The sequence below is a fragment of the Teichococcus rhizosphaerae genome (assembly GCF_002631185.1).
Classification (GTDB): Bacteria; Pseudomonadota; Alphaproteobacteria; order Acetobacterales; family Acetobacteraceae; genus Pseudoroseomonas; species Pseudoroseomonas rhizosphaerae.
Map to the genome: position 1 here is coordinate 26,484 of NZ_PDNU01000028.1, position 15,634 is coordinate 42,117.

The 15,634-nt window shown below is 71.9% G+C and carries 14 protein-coding genes and 1 riboswitch; of the genes, 7 read left to right on the forward strand and 7 right to left on the reverse strand.

Annotated elements, in window-relative coordinates:
• Positions 1 to 15 precede the first annotated feature (15 nt).
• A complete protein-coding gene (locus CR162_RS14120; protein WP_099096177.1) occupies positions 16 to 1,536 on the forward strand; it encodes a tripartite tricarboxylate transporter permease in 1,521 nt (506 codons plus the stop codon).
• 22 nt (positions 1,537 to 1,558) lie between these two features.
• On the opposite strand, the gene cobD is transcribed toward CR162_RS14120, so the two are convergent.
• Positions 1,559 to 2,563: a threonine-phosphate decarboxylase CobD gene (gene cobD, locus CR162_RS14125; protein WP_099096178.1), complete on the reverse strand. Its 1,005-nt coding sequence runs from the start codon at positions 2,561 to 2,563 to the stop codon at positions 1,559 to 1,561.
• Between the two features lie 32 nt (positions 2,564 to 2,595).
• Here cobD and cbiB point away from each other — a divergent pair, with 32 nt between their 5' ends.
• The 4 genes from cbiB (at position 2,596) to ggpS (ending at position 7,368) form a co-directional block, all read left to right on the forward strand.
• On the forward strand, positions 2,596 to 3,594 hold the full coding sequence (gene cbiB / locus CR162_RS14130) for an adenosylcobinamide-phosphate synthase CbiB (protein WP_099096179.1): 999 nt from the start codon (positions 2,596 to 2,598) through the stop codon (positions 3,592 to 3,594).
• 365 nt (positions 3,595 to 3,959) lie between these two features.
• Entirely contained in the window at positions 3,960 to 5,108 is a 1,149-nt protein-coding gene (locus tag CR162_RS14135) for an NAD(P)H-dependent glycerol-3-phosphate dehydrogenase (protein ID WP_099096180.1), read from the forward strand.
• Between the two features lie 11 nt (positions 5,109 to 5,119).
• Positions 5,120 to 5,857, forward strand: a complete 738-nt coding sequence (locus tag CR162_RS14140; protein ID WP_099096181.1) for an HAD family hydrolase — start codon at positions 5,120 to 5,122, stop codon at positions 5,855 to 5,857.
• Positions 5,854 to 7,368, forward strand: coding sequence for a glucosylglycerol-phosphate synthase (gene ggpS / locus CR162_RS14145; RefSeq protein ID WP_099096182.1), 1,515 nt, complete (start codon positions 5,854 to 5,856; stop codon positions 7,366 to 7,368). The genes CR162_RS14140 and ggpS overlap by 4 nt, the downstream gene beginning before the upstream one ends.
• A 59-nt stretch (positions 7,369 to 7,427) precedes the next feature.
• Here ggpS and CR162_RS14150 read toward each other — a convergent pair whose 3' ends face one another.
• From CR162_RS14150 to proV, 6 genes are all read right to left on the reverse strand, one after another.
• Positions 7,428 to 8,864, reverse strand: a complete 1,437-nt coding sequence (locus tag CR162_RS14150; RefSeq protein ID WP_099096183.1) for a cobyric acid synthase — start codon at positions 8,862 to 8,864, stop codon at positions 7,428 to 7,430.
• 46 nt (positions 8,865 to 8,910) lie between these two features.
• Entirely contained in the window at positions 8,911 to 9,516 is a 606-nt protein-coding gene (cobO, locus tag CR162_RS14155; RefSeq protein WP_099096184.1) for a cob(I)yrinic acid a,c-diamide adenosyltransferase, read from the reverse strand.
• Positions 9,513 to 10,022 (reverse strand): bifunctional adenosylcobinamide kinase/adenosylcobinamide-phosphate guanylyltransferase, encoded by a 510-nt coding sequence (gene cobU, locus CR162_RS14160; protein ID WP_099096185.1) that lies wholly within the window; start codon positions 10,020 to 10,022, stop codon positions 9,513 to 9,515. The genes cobO and cobU overlap by 4 nt, the downstream gene beginning before the upstream one ends.
• 119 nt (positions 10,023 to 10,141) lie before the next feature.
• Positions 10,142 to 11,020 carry a glycine betaine ABC transporter substrate-binding protein gene (locus CR162_RS14165; RefSeq protein WP_099096186.1) on the reverse strand — a complete coding sequence of 293 codons (879 nt, stop codon included), beginning with the start codon at positions 11,018 to 11,020 and terminating at the stop codon, positions 10,142 to 10,144.
• A 101-nt stretch (positions 11,021 to 11,121) separates the two neighbouring features.
• Entirely contained in the window at positions 11,122 to 11,988 is an 867-nt protein-coding gene (locus CR162_RS14170) for an ABC transporter permease (protein WP_099096187.1), read from the reverse strand.
• Positions 11,989 to 12,014: 26 nt separating this feature from the next.
• The gene (gene proV / locus CR162_RS14175; protein ID WP_456316218.1) at positions 12,015 to 13,205 is read right to left on the reverse strand and encodes a glycine betaine/L-proline ABC transporter ATP-binding protein ProV; all 1,191 of its coding nucleotides are present in this window, start codon (positions 13,203 to 13,205) and stop codon (positions 12,015 to 12,017) included.
• 522 nt (positions 13,206 to 13,727) lie between these two features.
• A riboswitch (cobalamin riboswitch) is annotated at positions 13,728 to 13,945 on the forward strand.
• A 150-nt stretch (positions 13,946 to 14,095) separates the two neighbouring features.
• Here proV and CR162_RS14180 point away from each other — a divergent pair.
• Both CR162_RS14180 and cobW read left to right on the forward strand, forming a co-directional pair.
• Positions 14,096 to 14,509, forward strand: a complete 414-nt coding sequence (locus CR162_RS14180) for a DUF1636 family protein (protein ID WP_099096189.1) — start codon at positions 14,096 to 14,098, stop codon at positions 14,507 to 14,509.
• On the forward strand, positions 14,506 to 15,537 hold the full coding sequence (cobW, locus tag CR162_RS14185; RefSeq protein WP_099096190.1) for a cobalamin biosynthesis protein CobW: 1,032 nt from the start codon (positions 14,506 to 14,508) through the stop codon (positions 15,535 to 15,537). Before CR162_RS14180 ends, cobW begins: the two co-directional genes overlap by 4 nt.
• Positions 15,538 to 15,634 lie beyond the last annotated feature (97 nt).

Consider the following 15,634-nt stretch of genomic DNA (forward strand, 5'->3'; position numbering starts at 1 on the left):
CCGGACCCGGACACCATGGACGCCTTCGGCCACCTGGCGGGCGGCTTCGCCGTCGCCCTCGCGCCGCTCAACCTGCTGCTGGCGCTGTGCGGCAGCGTCGCCGGCACCGCCATCGGCGCATTGCCCGGGCTCGGGCCGCTCAACGCCATCGCGCTGCTGCTGCCGCTGGTCTTCGCGCTGAAGCTGCCGCCCGAGAGCGCGCTGATCCTGCTCGCCGCCGTCTATTACGGCTCGGGCTATGGCGGGCGCATCGCCGCCATCCTGCTCAACATGCCGGGCGAGCCCGCCGCCGTGCTCACCACGCTCGATGGCCACCCCATGGCCAGGGCCGGGCGCGGCGGCGCGGCGCTGGCCATCTCCGGCATCGGCTCCTTCGCCGGCGCCACCCTCTCGGTGGTGCTGCTGACCTTCCTGTCCGTGCCGCTGTCGCGCGCCGCGGTGGGCTTCTCGCCGGCCGACTACGTGGCGCTGATCGGCTTCGCCCTGTCCCTGCTGGGCGCCGTGGCGGCGGGCAACGCCGCCAAGACCTGGGCGGCCGCCTGCCTCGGCCTGCTGCTGGCCATGGTGGGCATCGATGGCGGCACGGGCGTCGAGCGCTTCACCTTCGGCACGGTGGAGCTGCTGGGCGGCATCGACTTCACCGTGCTCGCCATCGGCCTGTTCGCGGTGAGCGAGATCCTGCTGCTGCTGGAAAGCCCGGTGGCGGCGGCCGCCAGCCACCTCGGCCACGGCGCGCGCCTGACATTGGCGGAAATCCGCCGCTGCGTGCCGACCATGCTGCGCTCCACCGGCATCGGCTTCGTCATCGGCGTGCTGCCGGGGGCGGGCGCCTCCATCGCCGCCGCCCTGTCCTATTCCACCGAGAAGCGGCTGAACGAGAGGGACGGCACCTTCGGCCGCGGCGACGTGCGCGGCGTGGCGGCGCCCGAGACGGCCGACAACGCGGCGCAGATCGGCAACATGGTGCCGATGCTGGCGCTGGGCATCCCGGGCTCCGGCACCACCGCCGTGCTGCTGGGCGCGCTGCTGATGTACAACATCACCCCCGGCCCGCTGCTGTTCACCCAGCGGCCGGAAGTGGCCTGGGGGCTGATCGCCAGCATGTATGTCGGCAACGTCATGCTGCTGGTGCTGAACCTGCCGCTGGTCGGGCTGTTCGCGCGGCTGCTGATGGTGCCGGCCTGGGCGCTCTACCCGCTGGTCATCGCGCTGTCCTTCGCAGGCGTCTACGCCGCCTCCAACTCCAGCACCGACCTGCTGCTGGCGGTGGGCTTCGGCGTCGCCGGCTGGATGTTCCGCAAGCTGGGCGTGCCGCTGGTGCCAATCGTGCTCGGCTTCGTGCTGGGGCGGCTGCTGGAGGACAATCTGCGCCGCGCCCTCTCGCTCAGCGACGGCGACCCGATGATCCTGCTGGCCTCGCCGGTGTCCGTGGTGCTGTGGGCGCTGACCTTGACGGCGATCCTCTGGCCGGTGATCGGCCTGTGGAAGGCCAGGGGCGCCGCCCCTGGAGCCCCGCCGGGGTGCCCGCCGGGGTGACAATGTCACCCCGACCCCGCCATCAGATTAGGGCATTCGAGAGGCGCGCCCAGGCCGCTTCATCGCCGGGCAGGCCGAAGCGCAGCCAGCGCGGCCGGGCCGAGAAGCGGCGCACCAGGATGCCGGCGCGGCCCAGCCGGTCATGCCAGTGGGCGGCATCGCCCTCGGCCAGCCGGAACAAGCGCGTGCCGCCCAGCACGCGCAGCCCCGCCCCTTCCAGCAGCGCGTCCAGTCGCGCCGCATCGCGCGCGAGGCGCAGGGCGGCGGCCTCGCGCCACGCCGCATCGGCCAGCGCGGCACGGCCGATGGCGATCGCCGGGCCGGACACCGCCCAGGGCCCCAGCGCCGCGCGGATCGCCGCCGCCCGCTCCGGCGCGGCCAGCGCGAAGCCCAGCCGCAGCCCCGCCAGCCCATGGCTCTTGCCGAAGGAGCGCAGCAGGATCAGCGCCGGGTGCGGCAGCAGCCCGGCCAGGCCCGGCATGTCCGGCTCCAGCTCGGCAAAGGCCTCGTCCACCACCAGCAGGCCGCCGCGCGCCGCCATCCGCTCGGCCAGGGCGCGCAGCGCCCCGGGCGGGAAGCGGCGGCCATCGGGGTTGTTGGGGTTGCACAGCAGCGCGGCACCTCCCCTGTCCCCTGCTCCCTCCAGCGCGCCGAACTCCGCCACCTCCTCCACCGCCGTGCCGGCGGCGCGCCAGCAGGCGGCGTGCTCGGCATAGGTGGGCGACAGCACGCGCAGCGCCGGCCGCGGGAACAGGCGCGGCAGGAGCTGGATCAGAAGCTGCGTGCCCGGCACCGCGGCCACCATCTCCGGGCTGACGGCGCCGTAGGCCGTGGCGGCCGCGGCACGCAGCGCCGCCTCCTCCTCCGGCTCCGGCAGCCGGGCGAAGGCCGTGGGCGGCAGCGGCGGCACCGGCCAGGGGATAGGGTTGATGCCGGTGGACAGGTCCAGGAACGGCTCCGGCGCGCCGGGAAACCGCCGCCGCGCCGCGCCGAGCCGCCCGCCATGTTCCAACCCGTCCGCCACCATGCTAGCCCCTGCCCCTTTCCTCGGACCGCGCCATGGCCCCGTTGCACGTCACCCTGATGATCCTCGCCGGGGCGCTGCTGCTCGAAGCCGCCCTGGGCTACCCCAGGCCGCTTTATTCCGCCATCCGCCATCCCGTGGTGTGGATGGGCGCGCTGATCGCGCGGCTGGACCGCGCGCTGAACCGCGAGGCGCATCCCTTCGCCCGCCGCAAGGCGGGCGGCGTGCTGGCGCTGGTTCTGCTGCTGCTGTTCTGCGGCCTGCCGGCGGCGCTGGCCCAGGCGGCGCTGCTGGCGGCGCTGCCCCTGGCGCTGGCCGTGGCCCTGCTGGCGCTGCTGGCCGCCACCCTACCGGCGCAGCGCAGCCTGCACGAGCATGTGGCCGCCGTGGCCGAGGGGCTGGAGCAACGGGGGCTGGAAGGCGGCCGCGCCGCCGTGGCGATGATCGTCGGCCGCAACCCCGCCACGCTGGACGAGGCGGGCGTGTCGCGCGCCGCCATCGAGAGCCTGGCCGAGAACTTCTCGGACGGCGTGGTGGCGCCGGCCTTCTGGTGCGGCGCGCTCGGCCTGCCGGGCGCGGTGCTCTACAAGGCCGTCAACACCGCCGACAGCATGATCGGCCACCGCACGCCGCGGCACGAGGCCTTCGGCTGGGCCGCCGCCCGGCTGGACGACCTGGTGAACCTGCCCGCCTCGCGCCTCGCCGCGCTCTGGATCATCCTGGCGGCGGCGGCGACGCGCGGCGCGGACGCGCGGGGCGCCTGGCGCGCGGTGCGGCGGGATGCGCGGCACCACCGCTCGCCCAATGCCGGCTGGCCGGAGGCGGCCATGGCGGGGGCGCTGGGCCTGCGCCTGGCCGGCCCGCGCGTCTATGGCGCCACCCGTGTCGAGGATGGCTGGATGGGGGATGGCCGGGCCGAGGCGAGGCCGGCCGATCTGCGCCGCGCCCTGGCACTCTACCGGCGCGCCTGCGCAGCGCAGGGCGCGGCGGTGCTGGCGCTGGCCGGCCTGGCTCTCGCTTTCTGCGGCGGCTGAATGGCGGGCTGTAAAACGGGCCGCGCTTACTTTGGCCGATCAATCCGAAGATCAGGACAGAAAATGGATAGGCTGCGCCAGAACATGGCGCTCACTTCCACGCGCCGCGCCGCTTCCTGAAAAGCCGATCCGGCCCGCATTCAGCAAATATACCCCAAATCCATTCCCTCATTCATCTCTGATTTTACTTTCTGCCTCGGATTTGCCTTAATCTTCACTTGATTTTTGCGGCGCAGCACAGCAGCTTATCGCCTCAAACCTTTCGAGAGATCTCATCCATCAGCGGCCGAGGCCGCATCTGCTCTGCTCCCTCGCGGCCCTTCGCGCCCTCGCGTCCCGGCCGCCAAGACATGGAGGCCCTTCCGTTGCCCAACACCGGATCCGCCACCCAGACCACCCCCCTTCACGACCCCACCCCCTTCAGCCATGTCGCCGTGATCGGCGGCGGCGCCTGGGGCACCGCCCTGGCCCTCACCGCGCACCGCGCCGGCCGCAGCACCAGCCTCTGGATCCGCGAAGAGAGCGCCGCGGCCGAGATCGGCAGCACCGGGCGCAACCCCTTCCTCCCCGGCCATGAGATCCCCCGCGCCATCGCCGTCACCACCGCGCTGGACGCGGCGCTGCGCGGCGCCGGGCTGGCCGTGCTGGTGATCCCCTCGCAGCACCTGCGCGCCGTCGCGGCGCGGGTCGAGGCGCTGCTGCCGCCTGGCGTTCCCGTGGTCGTCTGCTCCAAGGGCGTCGAGGCCGGCAGCGGCGCGCTGATGACCCAGGTGGTGGCCGAGGAGATGCCGGGCCGCCCGCAGGCCGTGCTGTCCGGCCCGAGCTTCGCCGCCGAGGTGGCGGAGGACCAGCCGACCGCCGTGACCATCGCCGCCGCCGGCCCTGGCGGCCCGCAGGACCTGTTCGCCGAGGACCACCTGGCCGGCCGCGTCGCCGTCACCTTCGCCAGCGAGACCTTCCGCCCCTACCTGTCCGACGACCCGGTGGGCGTCGAGGTCAGCGGCGCGGTCAAGAACGTGCTCGCCGTGGCCTCCGGCATCATCGCCGGGCGCGGCATGGGCTCCAACCCGCGCGCCGCCCTGCTGGCGCGGGGGCTGGCCGAGATCAGCCGCCTCAGTGTGGCGCTGGGCGGCCGGGCAGAGACGGTGCTGGGCCTGTCCGGCGCCGGCGACGTGATGCTCACCTGCTCCTCCGAGCAGTCGCGCAACTTCTCCTTCGGCAAGGCGCTGGGCGCCGGCCGGGCGCCGGGCGCCGCCCAGGGGGCGATCGGGCGCGCGGTGGTGGAGGGGGTGGCCAATGCCCGCTCCGTGCTGGCGCTCGCCCAGCGCCTCGGCGTGCAGATGCCGATCTGCGAGGCGGTGGACCGCATCGTCCACCGCGGCCTTCCGGTGGAGCGCGCCATCGCCGCGCTGCTCACCGGCCCGCTGCGCGCCGAGCCGCGCGCGCTGGAGCACCGCGCCAGCATCGCCCACCCGGCCCTGTCCGCGCCGCAGGCGAGGCGGGTGTTCGCGTGAGCGGGCCGCGCATGAACCACCTGGGCCTGATCCTCGCCACCGACCTCGACGGCACCTTCCTCGGCGGCTCCGACGCGCAGCGCCGCGCGCTCTATGCCGCGCTGTCGGCACGCGACGACGCGCTGCTGATCTTCGTCACCGGCCGCGACATCGGCTTCGTCCGCGAGCTGGTGGCGCAGCCCGGCATGCCGCGGCCGCGCTACATCATCGGCGATGTCGGCACCTCGGTGTTCGACGGCGCCACCTTCCGGCCGATCCCGACGCTGGAAGCCGAGATCGCCGCGCGCTGGGCGGATTCCGGCGAGCGGGTGCGCGCCATGCTGGAAGGCGAGCCGGGCCTGCGCCCGCAGCCCACGCCGTTCCGCCACCGCATGAGCTATTACTACGACCCCGCCGTGCTGCGCCCCGGGACGGTGCGCAAGGTGGAGGAGGCCGGCTTCGACTGCATCCTGTCCGCCGACACCTTTCTCGACGTGCTGCCGCGCGGCATCGCCAAGGGCCCGACGCTGCTGCGGCTGGTGCAGGCGCTGGGCCTGCCCGCCAGCCGCGTGCTGACGGCGGGCGACACGATGAACGACCTTTCCCTGTTCCAGACGGGGCTGAAGGGCGTCGCCGTCGGCAATTCCGAGCCGCGCCTTGTGGAGGCGCTGCGCGGGGTGGAGGGCATCTACCGCTCGCCAGAGCCGGGCGCCGCGGGCATCGCGGACGCCATCCGCCATTTCAACCTGCAGCCGGAGGCCGTGGCATGAGCACGAAGAAGTCTTCCCTCGTCATCGTCTATCACCGGCAGCCCTATGAGGAGGCGGTGGAGGACGGCCGCACCGTGTTCCGCCCCAACCGCAGCCCGAACGGCATCGTGCCGACGCTGAAGTCCTTCTTCCAGCGCACCGAGCCGGGCGCCGGCGCCTGGGTGGCGTGGAAGCACGCGCGGCCCGGCGAGGCGTTCGAGCGAGTGGTTCACATCGACGACGTCAATGGCGGCTACACCGTCTCCCGCCTGCCGCTGACGCCGGAAGAGGTGGAGAGCTTCTACCACGTCACCTCCAAGGAGGCGCTGTGGCCGGTGCTGCACTCCTTCCCCTGGCTGTTCAGCTACGACAACGTGGACTGGGACACCTTCCGCGCGGTGAACCGGAAGTTCGCCGAGGCTGCCGCCGCGCAGGCGGAGGACGACGCCGTCATCTGGGTCCACGACTACAATCTGTGGCTGGTGCCGGCCTATCTGCGCGCGCTGAAGCCGAAGGCGCGGATCGCCTTCTTCCACCACACGCCCTTCCCGGCGGCGGACGTGTTCAACATCCTGCCCTGGCGGCAGGAGATCCTGGACAGCCTCCTCGCCTGCGACCTGGTGGGCTTCCACATCCCGCGCTACGCCCGCAACTTCGCCGAGCTGGCGCGCGCCCTGGCGGGGGCCGAGATCGCCGAGAGCGTGCCGGTGGACCCGGCCTTCGGCGCCATGGGGCAGGCGCTGTCGGAGCCCGACATGCCGGTGAGGCTGCGCGTGGGCGGACGCGACGTGGCGCTGGACAGCGCGCCCGTCGGCACCGACGCCGCGCTGATCCGCAGCGTCGTGGAGAAGCCCGCCAGCCGCGCCATCCAGCGCGAGATCCGCGAGGGGCTGGGCGAGCGGCGCATGATCATGGCCGTCGGCCGCACCGACTACACCAAGGGCATGATCGAGGCGATGGAAGGCTTCGAGCGGCTGCTGGAGCGGCGGCCGGAGCTGGTCGGGCAGGTGAAGCTGGTGGTCACCTCCGTGCGCGCCGCGGCCTCGATGAAGGTCTATGACGACACGCAGCGCGACATCGAGGCGACGGCGGGCCGCATCAACGGCCGCTTCTCGAAGCTGGACTGGACGCCGGTGGTGCTGTTCAGCAACTCGATCCCCTTCGAGACGCTGCTCTCCTACTACCACGCCGCCGACATCTGCCTGACCACGCCGCTGCGCGACGGGCTCAACCTGGTGGCCAAGGAATATGTGGCGGCCAAGGCCGGCACGCCGGGCGCGCTGGTGCTGTCCGAGTTCGCCGGCTGCGCGGTGGAGCTGCCGGACGCGGTGCTGACCAACCCCTATTCCCGGCGCAACCTCGACCGCGCGCTGGACGAGGCGCTGGACATGCCGCGGGCCGAGGCCGCCGAGCGGATGCGCCGGATGGAGAAGGCCGTGCAGGGCTGCGACATCGCCTGCTGGGCCGACCATGTGTTCGGCGAGTTCGGGAAGATCGGCCTCGCCGCGCCGGAATCCCGCGCCGCCGCCTGAACCGACAGGGAAAAGACGAGGGAGCCCGAGGGAGAATTCATTCTCCCTCGGTTCCTCGTTCAGAGCCCCAGCAGCGCACCGATATCGACGTGTTGCTCCAGATGCGCCCCCAGCGCATCCAGCGTCGCTTCTATTTCCGCCTCGTAGCTTCCCGGCGCGGCGCTCGCACCCAGCCGCGCCAGCCACGCCCCCCGCTGCGCATCATCGGCGAAGAGCCCGTGCACATAGGTGCCGGCGACCCGCCCGTCGGCCGAGACCGCGCCGTCCACCCGCCCCTCCAGCGCCAGCAGCGGCCGCGCCGTGTCCGCGCCCGTGCTGCGGCCGATATGCATCTCGTAGCCCTGGAAGGGGATGCCATCGGCGAGCGTGGTGCCCGCCACGCGCTCCAGCCGCTTGTCGCCCGCCAGCACGGTGTCGATCGCCAGCAGGCCGAGGCCGGGGACGCATCCGGGCGGGCCTTCGACGCCGCCCGGGTCGTCCAGGCTCATCCCCAGCATCTGGTAGCCGCCGCACAGCCCCAGCACATGCCCGCCGCGCCGGTGGTGCGCGCGGATGTCGGTGTCCCACCCTTCCGCCCGCAGCGCGGCGAGGTCGGCGATGGTAGCCTTGGAGCCGGGCAGGATGACGAGGTCCACATCCCCCGGCAGCGGCATGCCGGGGCGCAGCAGGATGAGGTCCACGGCGGGCTCGGCGGCGAGCGGGTCGAGGTCGTCGAAATTGCTGATGCGCGGCAGCACGGGCACGGCGATGCGGCAGCGCGCGCCGGGGCGGCGCGGCAGGTGGTCCATCAGGTCCTGCGCGTCCTCGGCGGGCAGGCGGCGCGCGTCGCCGAAGAAGGGCACCAGCCCGAGCGGCGCCCAGCCGGTGCGCGCGGCGATCTGCGCCATGCCCTCGGCGAAGAGCGAAAGGTCGCCGCGCATGCGGTTGACGATGAAGCCGCGCACCAGCGCCGCATCCGCCGCCTCCAGCACCGCGCGCGTGCCGACCAGGGCCGCGATGACGCCGCCGCGGTCGATGTCGCCCACCACCACGACGGGCGTTCCCGTGGCGCGGGCGAAGCCCATATTGGCGATGTCGCCGGCGCGCAGGTTGATCTCGGAGGCGCTGCCGGCGCCCTCCACCAGCACGATGTCCGCCTCGGCGCGCAGGCGCGCGAAGCTGTCCAGCACGAAGGGCATCAGGAACGGCTTCATCGCCTGGTATTCCCGCGCGCGGGCCGTGGCATGGACGCGGCCCTGCACCACCACCTGCGCGCCGGTCTCGCTTTGCGGCTTCAGCAGCACGGGGTTCATGTGGACGCTGGGCGGCACGCCCGCCGCGCGCGCCTGCAAGGCTTGCGCGCGGCCGATCTCGCCGCCATCCGCCGCCACGGCGGCGTTGTTGGACATGTTCTGGGGCTTGAAGGGCCGCACCCGCAGGCCGCGCCGCGCCAGCGCCCGCGCCAGGCCAGCCACCAGCAGGGACTTGCCGACGGAGGAGCCGGTGCCCTGGAACATCACCGCCCTGGTCACGGCCGCCAGCTTCCCGGACGCATGCGGCCCCTCAGAACTCGATGCCTTCCTGCGCCTTCACGCCCGCGGCGAAGTGGTGCTTCACCGGCTTCATCTCGGTCACGGTGTCGGCGGCGTCCAGCAGGGGCTGCGGCGCGTTGCGGCCGGTCACCACCACATGCAGCCCGGCGGGGCGGGCGGCGAGGCCGGCCAGAACCTCGTCGAGCGGCAGGTAGTCGTAGCGCAGCGCGATGCACAACTCGTCCAGCACCAGCAGGCCGAGGCCGGGCTCCGCCATCATGCGCCGCGCCTGCTCCCAGGCGCGGCGGCAGGCGGCGATGTCGCGCGCGCGGTCCTGGGTTTCCCAGGTGAAGCCCTCGCCCATGCTGTGCCATTCCAGCATGGCATAGGCTTCCAGCAGGCCGCGCTCGCCCGTGCTCCAGGCGCCCTTGATGAACTGCACGACACCGACGCGCCGGCCGCGCCCCAGCATCCGCAGCGCCAGCCCGAAGGCCGCCGTGCTCTTGCCCTTGCCGGCGCCGGTGTGGACCATCAGCAGGCCCTTCTCCACCGTCTTGGCCGCCACCTCGGCATCCTGCACGGCCTTGCGCCTCGCCATCTTCTCGCGGTGGCGGGCGGCGTCCTCGTCCCCGGTCATGCTTCCCCCTTCAGCACCAGCGGCAGCCCGGCCGCGATGAAATGCACATGCGCGGCGCGCGACGCCAGCCGCTGGTTCAGCACGCCGGCCGCGTCGCGGAAGCGCCGGGCCAGCGCGTTCTCCGGCACAATGCCGAGCCCGACCTCGTTGGCCACCAGCACGGTGGGCGCGCCGCGCGCGGCCAGCGCATCCTCCAGCGCCTCCGTGGCGGCCTCGGTGTCGTGTTCGCCCAGCATCAGGTTGGTCAGCCACAGCGTCAGGCAATCCACCAGCGCCGGGCGGGTGCCGATCCCGGCCAGGGCGGCGGGCAGGCCGAGCGGCGCATCCAGCGTTTCCCACCGCCCGTCCCGCCGCGCCCGGTGCTCGGCGATGCGGGCGCGCATCTCGTCGTCCCAGCCCTCGGCCGTGGCGATGTAGGCCCAAGGGGCGGGATGGCGCGCGACCAGCGCCTCCGCGTGGCGGGACTTGCCGGAGCGCGCGCCGCCCAGGACGAGGGTGAAGCTCATGCGGCAGCTCATTACGGCAGATCGCCCTCCGGCGGAATGGCGGAGGGCGGGATGGCGGCGGCACGAAAAAGGCCGGGAGGATGATCCTCCCGGCCGTTCCGCCTGCCCGCGCGGTGGGGTCAGGCCGCTTCCAGCCAGCTGTCCACGCGCTCGGCGCTGTTCTCGATGTAGCGGCCCACGGCCTCGTCGAAGGACTTCTCCTGCGCCACCAGCATCGCGCCCTCCAGCTCGTCGAGCGGCATGTTCAGGCGCGACAGGAAGGCGGCGACCTTGGGGTTGGCCTCGCGCAGGCCCTGGCGGCCGAGCGCCACCACCTCCTCGGCGGCGCCCAGCGCGCCCTTCGGGTCGGCCAGGTAGCGCAGCTCGTACTTGCCGAACATCCAGTGCGGGCTCCAGGCGGTGGCCACCACCCAGCGCTCGCCGCGCATGGCGCGGTCCACCACGCTCAGCATGGCCGCCTCGCTGGCCTCCTGGAGGGTGTAGTCCTTGAGGCCGTAGGTCTCGACCGCCTGCTTGGAAAGGCGGGTCAGCCCGGCGCCCGGCTCGATGCCCTGGACGCGGCCGCCGAGCTTGCTCCGCACCTCCGGCTTGGCGAGGTCGGCGATCGAGGCCAGCTCGGCCTCCGGCACGTAGCGCGGCACCACCCAGCCCAGCTTGGCGCCGGAATACAGCGTGCCGAGGCGCTCGACCTTGCCTTCCACCCGCTTCCAGTAGTCGGCATGGGTTTCCGGCAGCCAGCACATCAGCATGGCGTCCACGTCGCCGCGGGTCAGGCCCTGGTAGAGCGGGGCGATGTCGCTCTGCATCAGCTCGACCCTGGTTTCGAGCCGCTCCTCGATCAGCCGGGCGGCGAGGCGGGTGATGAACTCGGCATCCGTCCAGGGGGCGAAGCCGAGCTTCACGCCGCGCGCGGACTGGGCCCGCAGCAGCCCCGGCGCCGTGAGGGTGGTGGCGAGGCCGGCGGAAAGGCCGAGAAGGGCGCGCTTGTTGATGAGCATGCGTGTTTCCTGTTGCTTGGGGCACATGGCCGGAGCCGGCCCGGGACGTGACAGAAGGAGGAAGGGGCGCCGGGGGAAGTTCCCTTCCCCCCGCAGGGTTCTCACCCGCGCCCCGCGAAGAGCTGGCGGAAGCGGAAGCCGTGCCCCGCCTGGCCGAAGCTCTGGGTGATGCGGTCCAGCAGCACGGCCAGCACCACGACGGCGAGCCCGCCCTCGAAGCCGGTGCCGACATCCAGCCGCTGGATGCCGGTGAGCACGGTGTTGCCGAGCCCGCCCGCGCCGATCATCGAGGCGATGACGACCATGGACAGCGAGAGCATGATGGTCTGGTTGATGCCGGCCATGATCGAGGGCAGCGCGTTCGGGATCTGCACCTTCAGCAGGAGCTGAGACGGCGTGCAGCCGAAGGCGAGGCCGGCCTCGATGAACTCGGCATGCACCTGGCGGATGCCGAGATTGGTCAGCCGCACCACCGGCGGCATGGCGAAGATGACGGTGGCGATGGTGCCCGGCACGGCGCCCAGGCCGAAGAACATGGCGGCCGGGATGAGGTAGACGAAGGCCGGCATGGTCTGCATCAGGTCGAGCGCCGGCCGCGCCACCATCTGCACCGCGCCGCTGCGCGCCATGGCGATGCCGAGCGGCACGCCGATCGCGATGGCGATGATGGTGGCGGCGAGCACGAGGGAGAGCGTCTCCATCATCCGCTCCCACAGCCCCATGCCGCCGATCAGCAGCAGCGCGGCGACGGCGAAGATGGCGAACTTCCAGCCCACCCGCCACAGCGCCAGCAGCGCGATGGCGAGCAGCGCCGCCGGCATGGGCAGCGCGGTGAGGGCATCGCGGATGCCGTCGGTGACGAAGCCGATGCCGGCGGCGATGCCGTCCAGCATGGGCGTGAAGTGGTCGAGCACGTAGTTGACGGCGGCATCCGCGCCATCGCCGATGCCCAGGTCGAGATCCTGCATGATGTGCGATCCTTCGGGTTCGGCGCTCAGTTGCCGGAGCGGTCGAGGGACATCAGGAGGGCGGACTTGCTGATCGAGCCGATGTAGCGGCGGTCGGCGTCCACCACCGGCACGGGGTGCGGGCTCTGCGCCACGCGCCCCATCACGTCGGACAGGGTGTCGGCGGCGTCGATCGGCTGCACATCGGTCAGGAAGGCGCGGTGGTAGGGGTCCGCCTCGCCGCTGCGCGCGGCGCGGGAAAGCGACTCGGCGCTGACCATGCCGTGGTACTTCTTGTCGCGCCCGACGATGATGGCGAAGTCGCGGTCATGCCGGCGCATCCGCTCGAGCGCCGCGGGGATGGCCATGCCGCGGCGCTCGATCAGCGTCACCTGCGTCTCGCGCGCGATGTCGCCGGCGCGGAACACCTGGCTCACATCGACGTTGCGGAAGAAGGAGCGGACATAGTCGTTCGCCGGGTTCATGACGATCTCGTCCGGCGTGCCCACCTGCACCACCACGCCGTGCTGCATGATGGCGATGCGGTCGCCGATGCGCATGGCCTCGTCGAGGTCGTGGCTGACGAAGATGATGGTGCGGCTCTGCTCGGACTGCAGGCGCAGCAGCTCGTCCTGCATCTCGGTGCGGATCAGCGGGTCGAGGGCGGAGAAGGCCTCGTCCATCAGCAGCACGGTGGGCTCGCTCGCCAGGGCGCGGGCGAGGCCGACGCGCTGCTTCATCCCGCCCGAGAGCTGGTCGGGGCGGCTCTGCGCATAGGCCTCGAGCCCCACGCCCTTCAGCGCGGCAAGCGCCTTGGCATGGCGCTCGGCCTCCGCGACGCCCGCCACCTCCAGGCCGAAGGCGGCGTTGTCCAGCACGGTGCGGTTGGGCAGCAGGGCGAAGGACTGGAACACCATGCTCATGTCGCGCCGGCGCAGCTCGATCAGCTCGCGCCGCGACATGCGGGTGATGTCCTGGCCATCGACGAGGATCTCGCCGGCGGAAGGCTCGATCAGCCGGTTGATCAGGCGCAGCAGGGTGGACTTGCCGGAGCCCGAAAGGCCCATGATGACGAAGATCTCGCCGGCATGGATGTCGAAGCTGGCATCGTTGACGCCGACCGTGCAGCCGGTCTCGGCGTGGATCTCGTCCTTTCCGCGGCCCTCGCGGACCATCCGGATGGCCTCGTCCGGCTGGTCGCCGAACACCTTGAAGACGTTGCGGAGCGCGATCTTCACCGGGGACGGGGCATCGTCCCCTGAAGGGGGGGGAGTTTCTGGTTCCATGAGTCGTCTGGCGTCCTCGTGGCCTGCCTTCCGCCTTTGCGGCCGGCATCACCTCCATGGGGTTGGTCGGAAGGCGGGGCCCGCCCGGGCCATGGGCCGAACGGGCCAATCGGGCTGCAGGCCTCACCGGCCCGCCCCGAAAAAGACACATTTCTGTGCAGCCGCCTTTGTCTGGTGCGGCCTATCTAGGGGTCACGCGGGAAATTGTCCACCCCAAGCCGCAAATCCTCCCGGGAAAAGCGCATCACCAATAAAATCAAAAAATCGCGAAGCCTTAGAATACATCGGAAATCCACCCGTATATTTCTTGGAAAAATAAAACCTTTCCTGGTTTATTTTTGGCGCGGGACTCCTGCCGTTCATTTACTGTATTCATGAAATCGCTCTCCCGGCTTGCAAGAACTCGGCGCAGGCCAGGAAGTACAGCAGCGGCGCCGGGCGGCGGAGGGAAGGTTTGACTCCCTCCCCTCCGCCGCCTACCAAACCCGCGATGGTCCTTCCCGTTGCGGAAGGTGAAAAGGGAATGCGGTGACGGGCGCCACGCCAGGGGCGCCCCATGCCGCGGCTGCCCCCGCAACTGTAGGCGGAAAGCGGCTCGCCACCACGCCACTAGGGCCGCCCCGGCCCTGGGAAGGCCGGCGCTCCGCGCCTGATCCGCGAGCCAGGAGACCTGCCATCACCCATAGGATCGTGCCACCGGGCGGGGTGCCCCGGCGGGCGGCGATGTGCTCGGGCGTCATCCCCCGGGCGCCTCGACCCGGGCGGCGCTTTCCGCCCGGGCGGTCGGCACCTCATGCGCGCCGGGCCCCTGCGGGTGCCCCTCTTCTGGGCTGAGGTTTCGGATGCCGGATACGCCACAGCACGACCTGCCGAAGCCGGTCCTGCTGGTCTGCACCACCTGCCGCGCCGGCCAGCCCCTGGCCGAAGGCGAGACCCCGCCCGGCCGCCACATGCTGGACGCGCTGGAACACGCCCTGGCCGCCCACCCGGCGCCGCCGGTGGAGCTGCGCCCCGTCACCTGCCTGTCCGTCTGCCGCCAGGGCTGCGCCGCCGCGATGACCCAGCCGGGCAAGTGGAGCTACCTGCTCGGCCACCTGTCCCCCGCCCTGGCCGGTGACCTGCTGGCCTATGGCGAGACCTATGCGGCGCACGCCACCGGCGCCGTGCTGCCCTCCCGCCGCCCGGAATCGCTGCGCGGCGCCGTGCTGGGCCGCCTTCCCTCCCTCGCCGAACCCTCAAAGGACAACGCCGCATGAGCGCACTCGAGAAGGTGCCCGCCACCATCGTCACCGGCTTTCTCGGCGCCGGAAAGACCACGCTGCTGCGCCACCTGATGCAGCATGCCGGTGGCCGGCGCATCGCCATCATCGTCAACGAGTTCGGCAGCCTCGGCGTCGATGGCGAGACGCTGAAGGATTGCGGCATTCCCGGCTGCGAGGCGGAGAACATCGTCGAGCTGGCCAATGGCTGCCTGTGCTGCACCGTGGCCGACGACTTCATCCCCACCATCGAGGCGCTGCTCGGCCGCGAGAACCCGCCCGAGCACATCCTGATCGAGACCTCGGGCCTGGCGCTGCCCAAGCCGCTGATCAAGGCGTTCAACTGGCCCGCCATCCGCTCCCGCGTCACGGTGGATGGCGTGGTGGCGGTGGTGGACGGCCCCGCCGCCGCCGAGGGCCGCTTCGCCGACGACCCGGAGGCCGTCGCCGCCCAGCGCGCCGCCGATCCCTCGCTGGACCACGACAACCCGCTGGCCGAGGTGTTCGAGGACCAGCTTGCCGCGGCCGACATCGTCGTGCTCAACAAGGCCGACCTGCTGGACGAGGCCGCCATCGCCGCGCTGCGCGCCGAGATCGCCACCCACTTGCCGCGCGCGGTGAAGGTGGTGCCGGCGAAGGAGGGCGCGCTCGCGCCGGATGTCCTGCTGGGCCTCGCCGCCGCCGCCGAGGACGACCTGGCCAGCCGCCCCTCCCATCACGACGCGGAGGACGGCGCGCATGAGCACGACGATTTCGAGAGCTTCGTGCTGGTGCTGCCGGAATACGATTCCGCCGACGAACTGCTGCGTCGCCTTCCCGAGGTCGCCGCGCGGCACGATATCCTGCGCATCAAGGGGTTCGTGCGGCTGAAGGGCAAGCCAATGCGGCTGGCGGTGCAGGGCGTGGGCCGCCGCTTCCGCCAACATTTCGACCAGCCCTGGAAGGATGACCGCGACGGGCACCTCGTCGTCATCGGGCAGGCGGGGATGGACCAGGAGGCGATCGCGAAGGCGATCTTGCAGTAAGCATCTTCTTTTTCTGAAGAAAAAGAAGCAAAAAGACTTTTCGAGTTTGGCGTCACGCACATAACAATCGGGCGCCAAACTGACAGAAGTTTTTTGG

What these genes read in the sequence shown, in the direction of transcription:
- cobW (WP_099096190.1), top strand. Translation starts at nt 14,506, where the DNA reads ATGAGCGCACTCGAGAAGGTGCCCGCCACCATCGTCACCGGCTTTCTC.
- ggpS (WP_099096182.1), top strand. Translation starts at nt 5,854, where the DNA reads ATGAGCACGAAGAAGTCTTCCCTCGTCATCGTCTATCACCGGCAGCCC.
- CR162_RS14150 (WP_099096183.1), bottom strand. Translation starts at nt 8,864, where the DNA reads ATGTTCCAGGGCACCGGCTCCTCCGTCGGCAAGTCCCTGCTGGTGGCT.
- cbiB (WP_099096179.1), top strand. Translation starts at nt 2,596, where the DNA reads ATGGCCCCGTTGCACGTCACCCTGATGATCCTCGCCGGGGCGCTGCTG.
- CR162_RS14140 (WP_099096181.1), top strand. Translation starts at nt 5,120, where the DNA reads ATGAACCACCTGGGCCTGATCCTCGCCACCGACCTCGACGGCACCTTC.
- cobD (WP_099096178.1), bottom strand. Translation starts at nt 2,563, where the DNA reads ATGGTGGCGGACGGGTTGGAACATGGCGGGCGGCTCGGCGCGGCGCGG.
- cobO (WP_099096184.1), bottom strand. Translation starts at nt 9,516, where the DNA reads ATGACCGGGGACGAGGACGCCGCCCGCCACCGCGAGAAGATGGCGAGG.
- CR162_RS14170 (WP_099096187.1), bottom strand. Translation starts at nt 11,988, where the DNA reads ATGCAGGATCTCGACCTGGGCATCGGCGATGGCGCGGATGCCGCCGTC.
- cobU (WP_099096185.1), bottom strand. Translation starts at nt 10,022, where the DNA reads ATGAGCTTCACCCTCGTCCTGGGCGGCGCGCGCTCCGGCAAGTCCCGC.
- CR162_RS14120 (WP_099096177.1), top strand. Translation starts at nt 16, where the DNA reads ATGGACGCCTTCGGCCACCTGGCGGGCGGCTTCGCCGTCGCCCTCGCG.
- CR162_RS14180 (WP_099096189.1), top strand. Translation starts at nt 14,096, where the DNA reads ATGCCGGATACGCCACAGCACGACCTGCCGAAGCCGGTCCTGCTGGTC.
- CR162_RS14165 (WP_099096186.1), bottom strand. Translation starts at nt 11,020, where the DNA reads ATGCTCATCAACAAGCGCGCCCTTCTCGGCCTTTCCGCCGGCCTCGCC.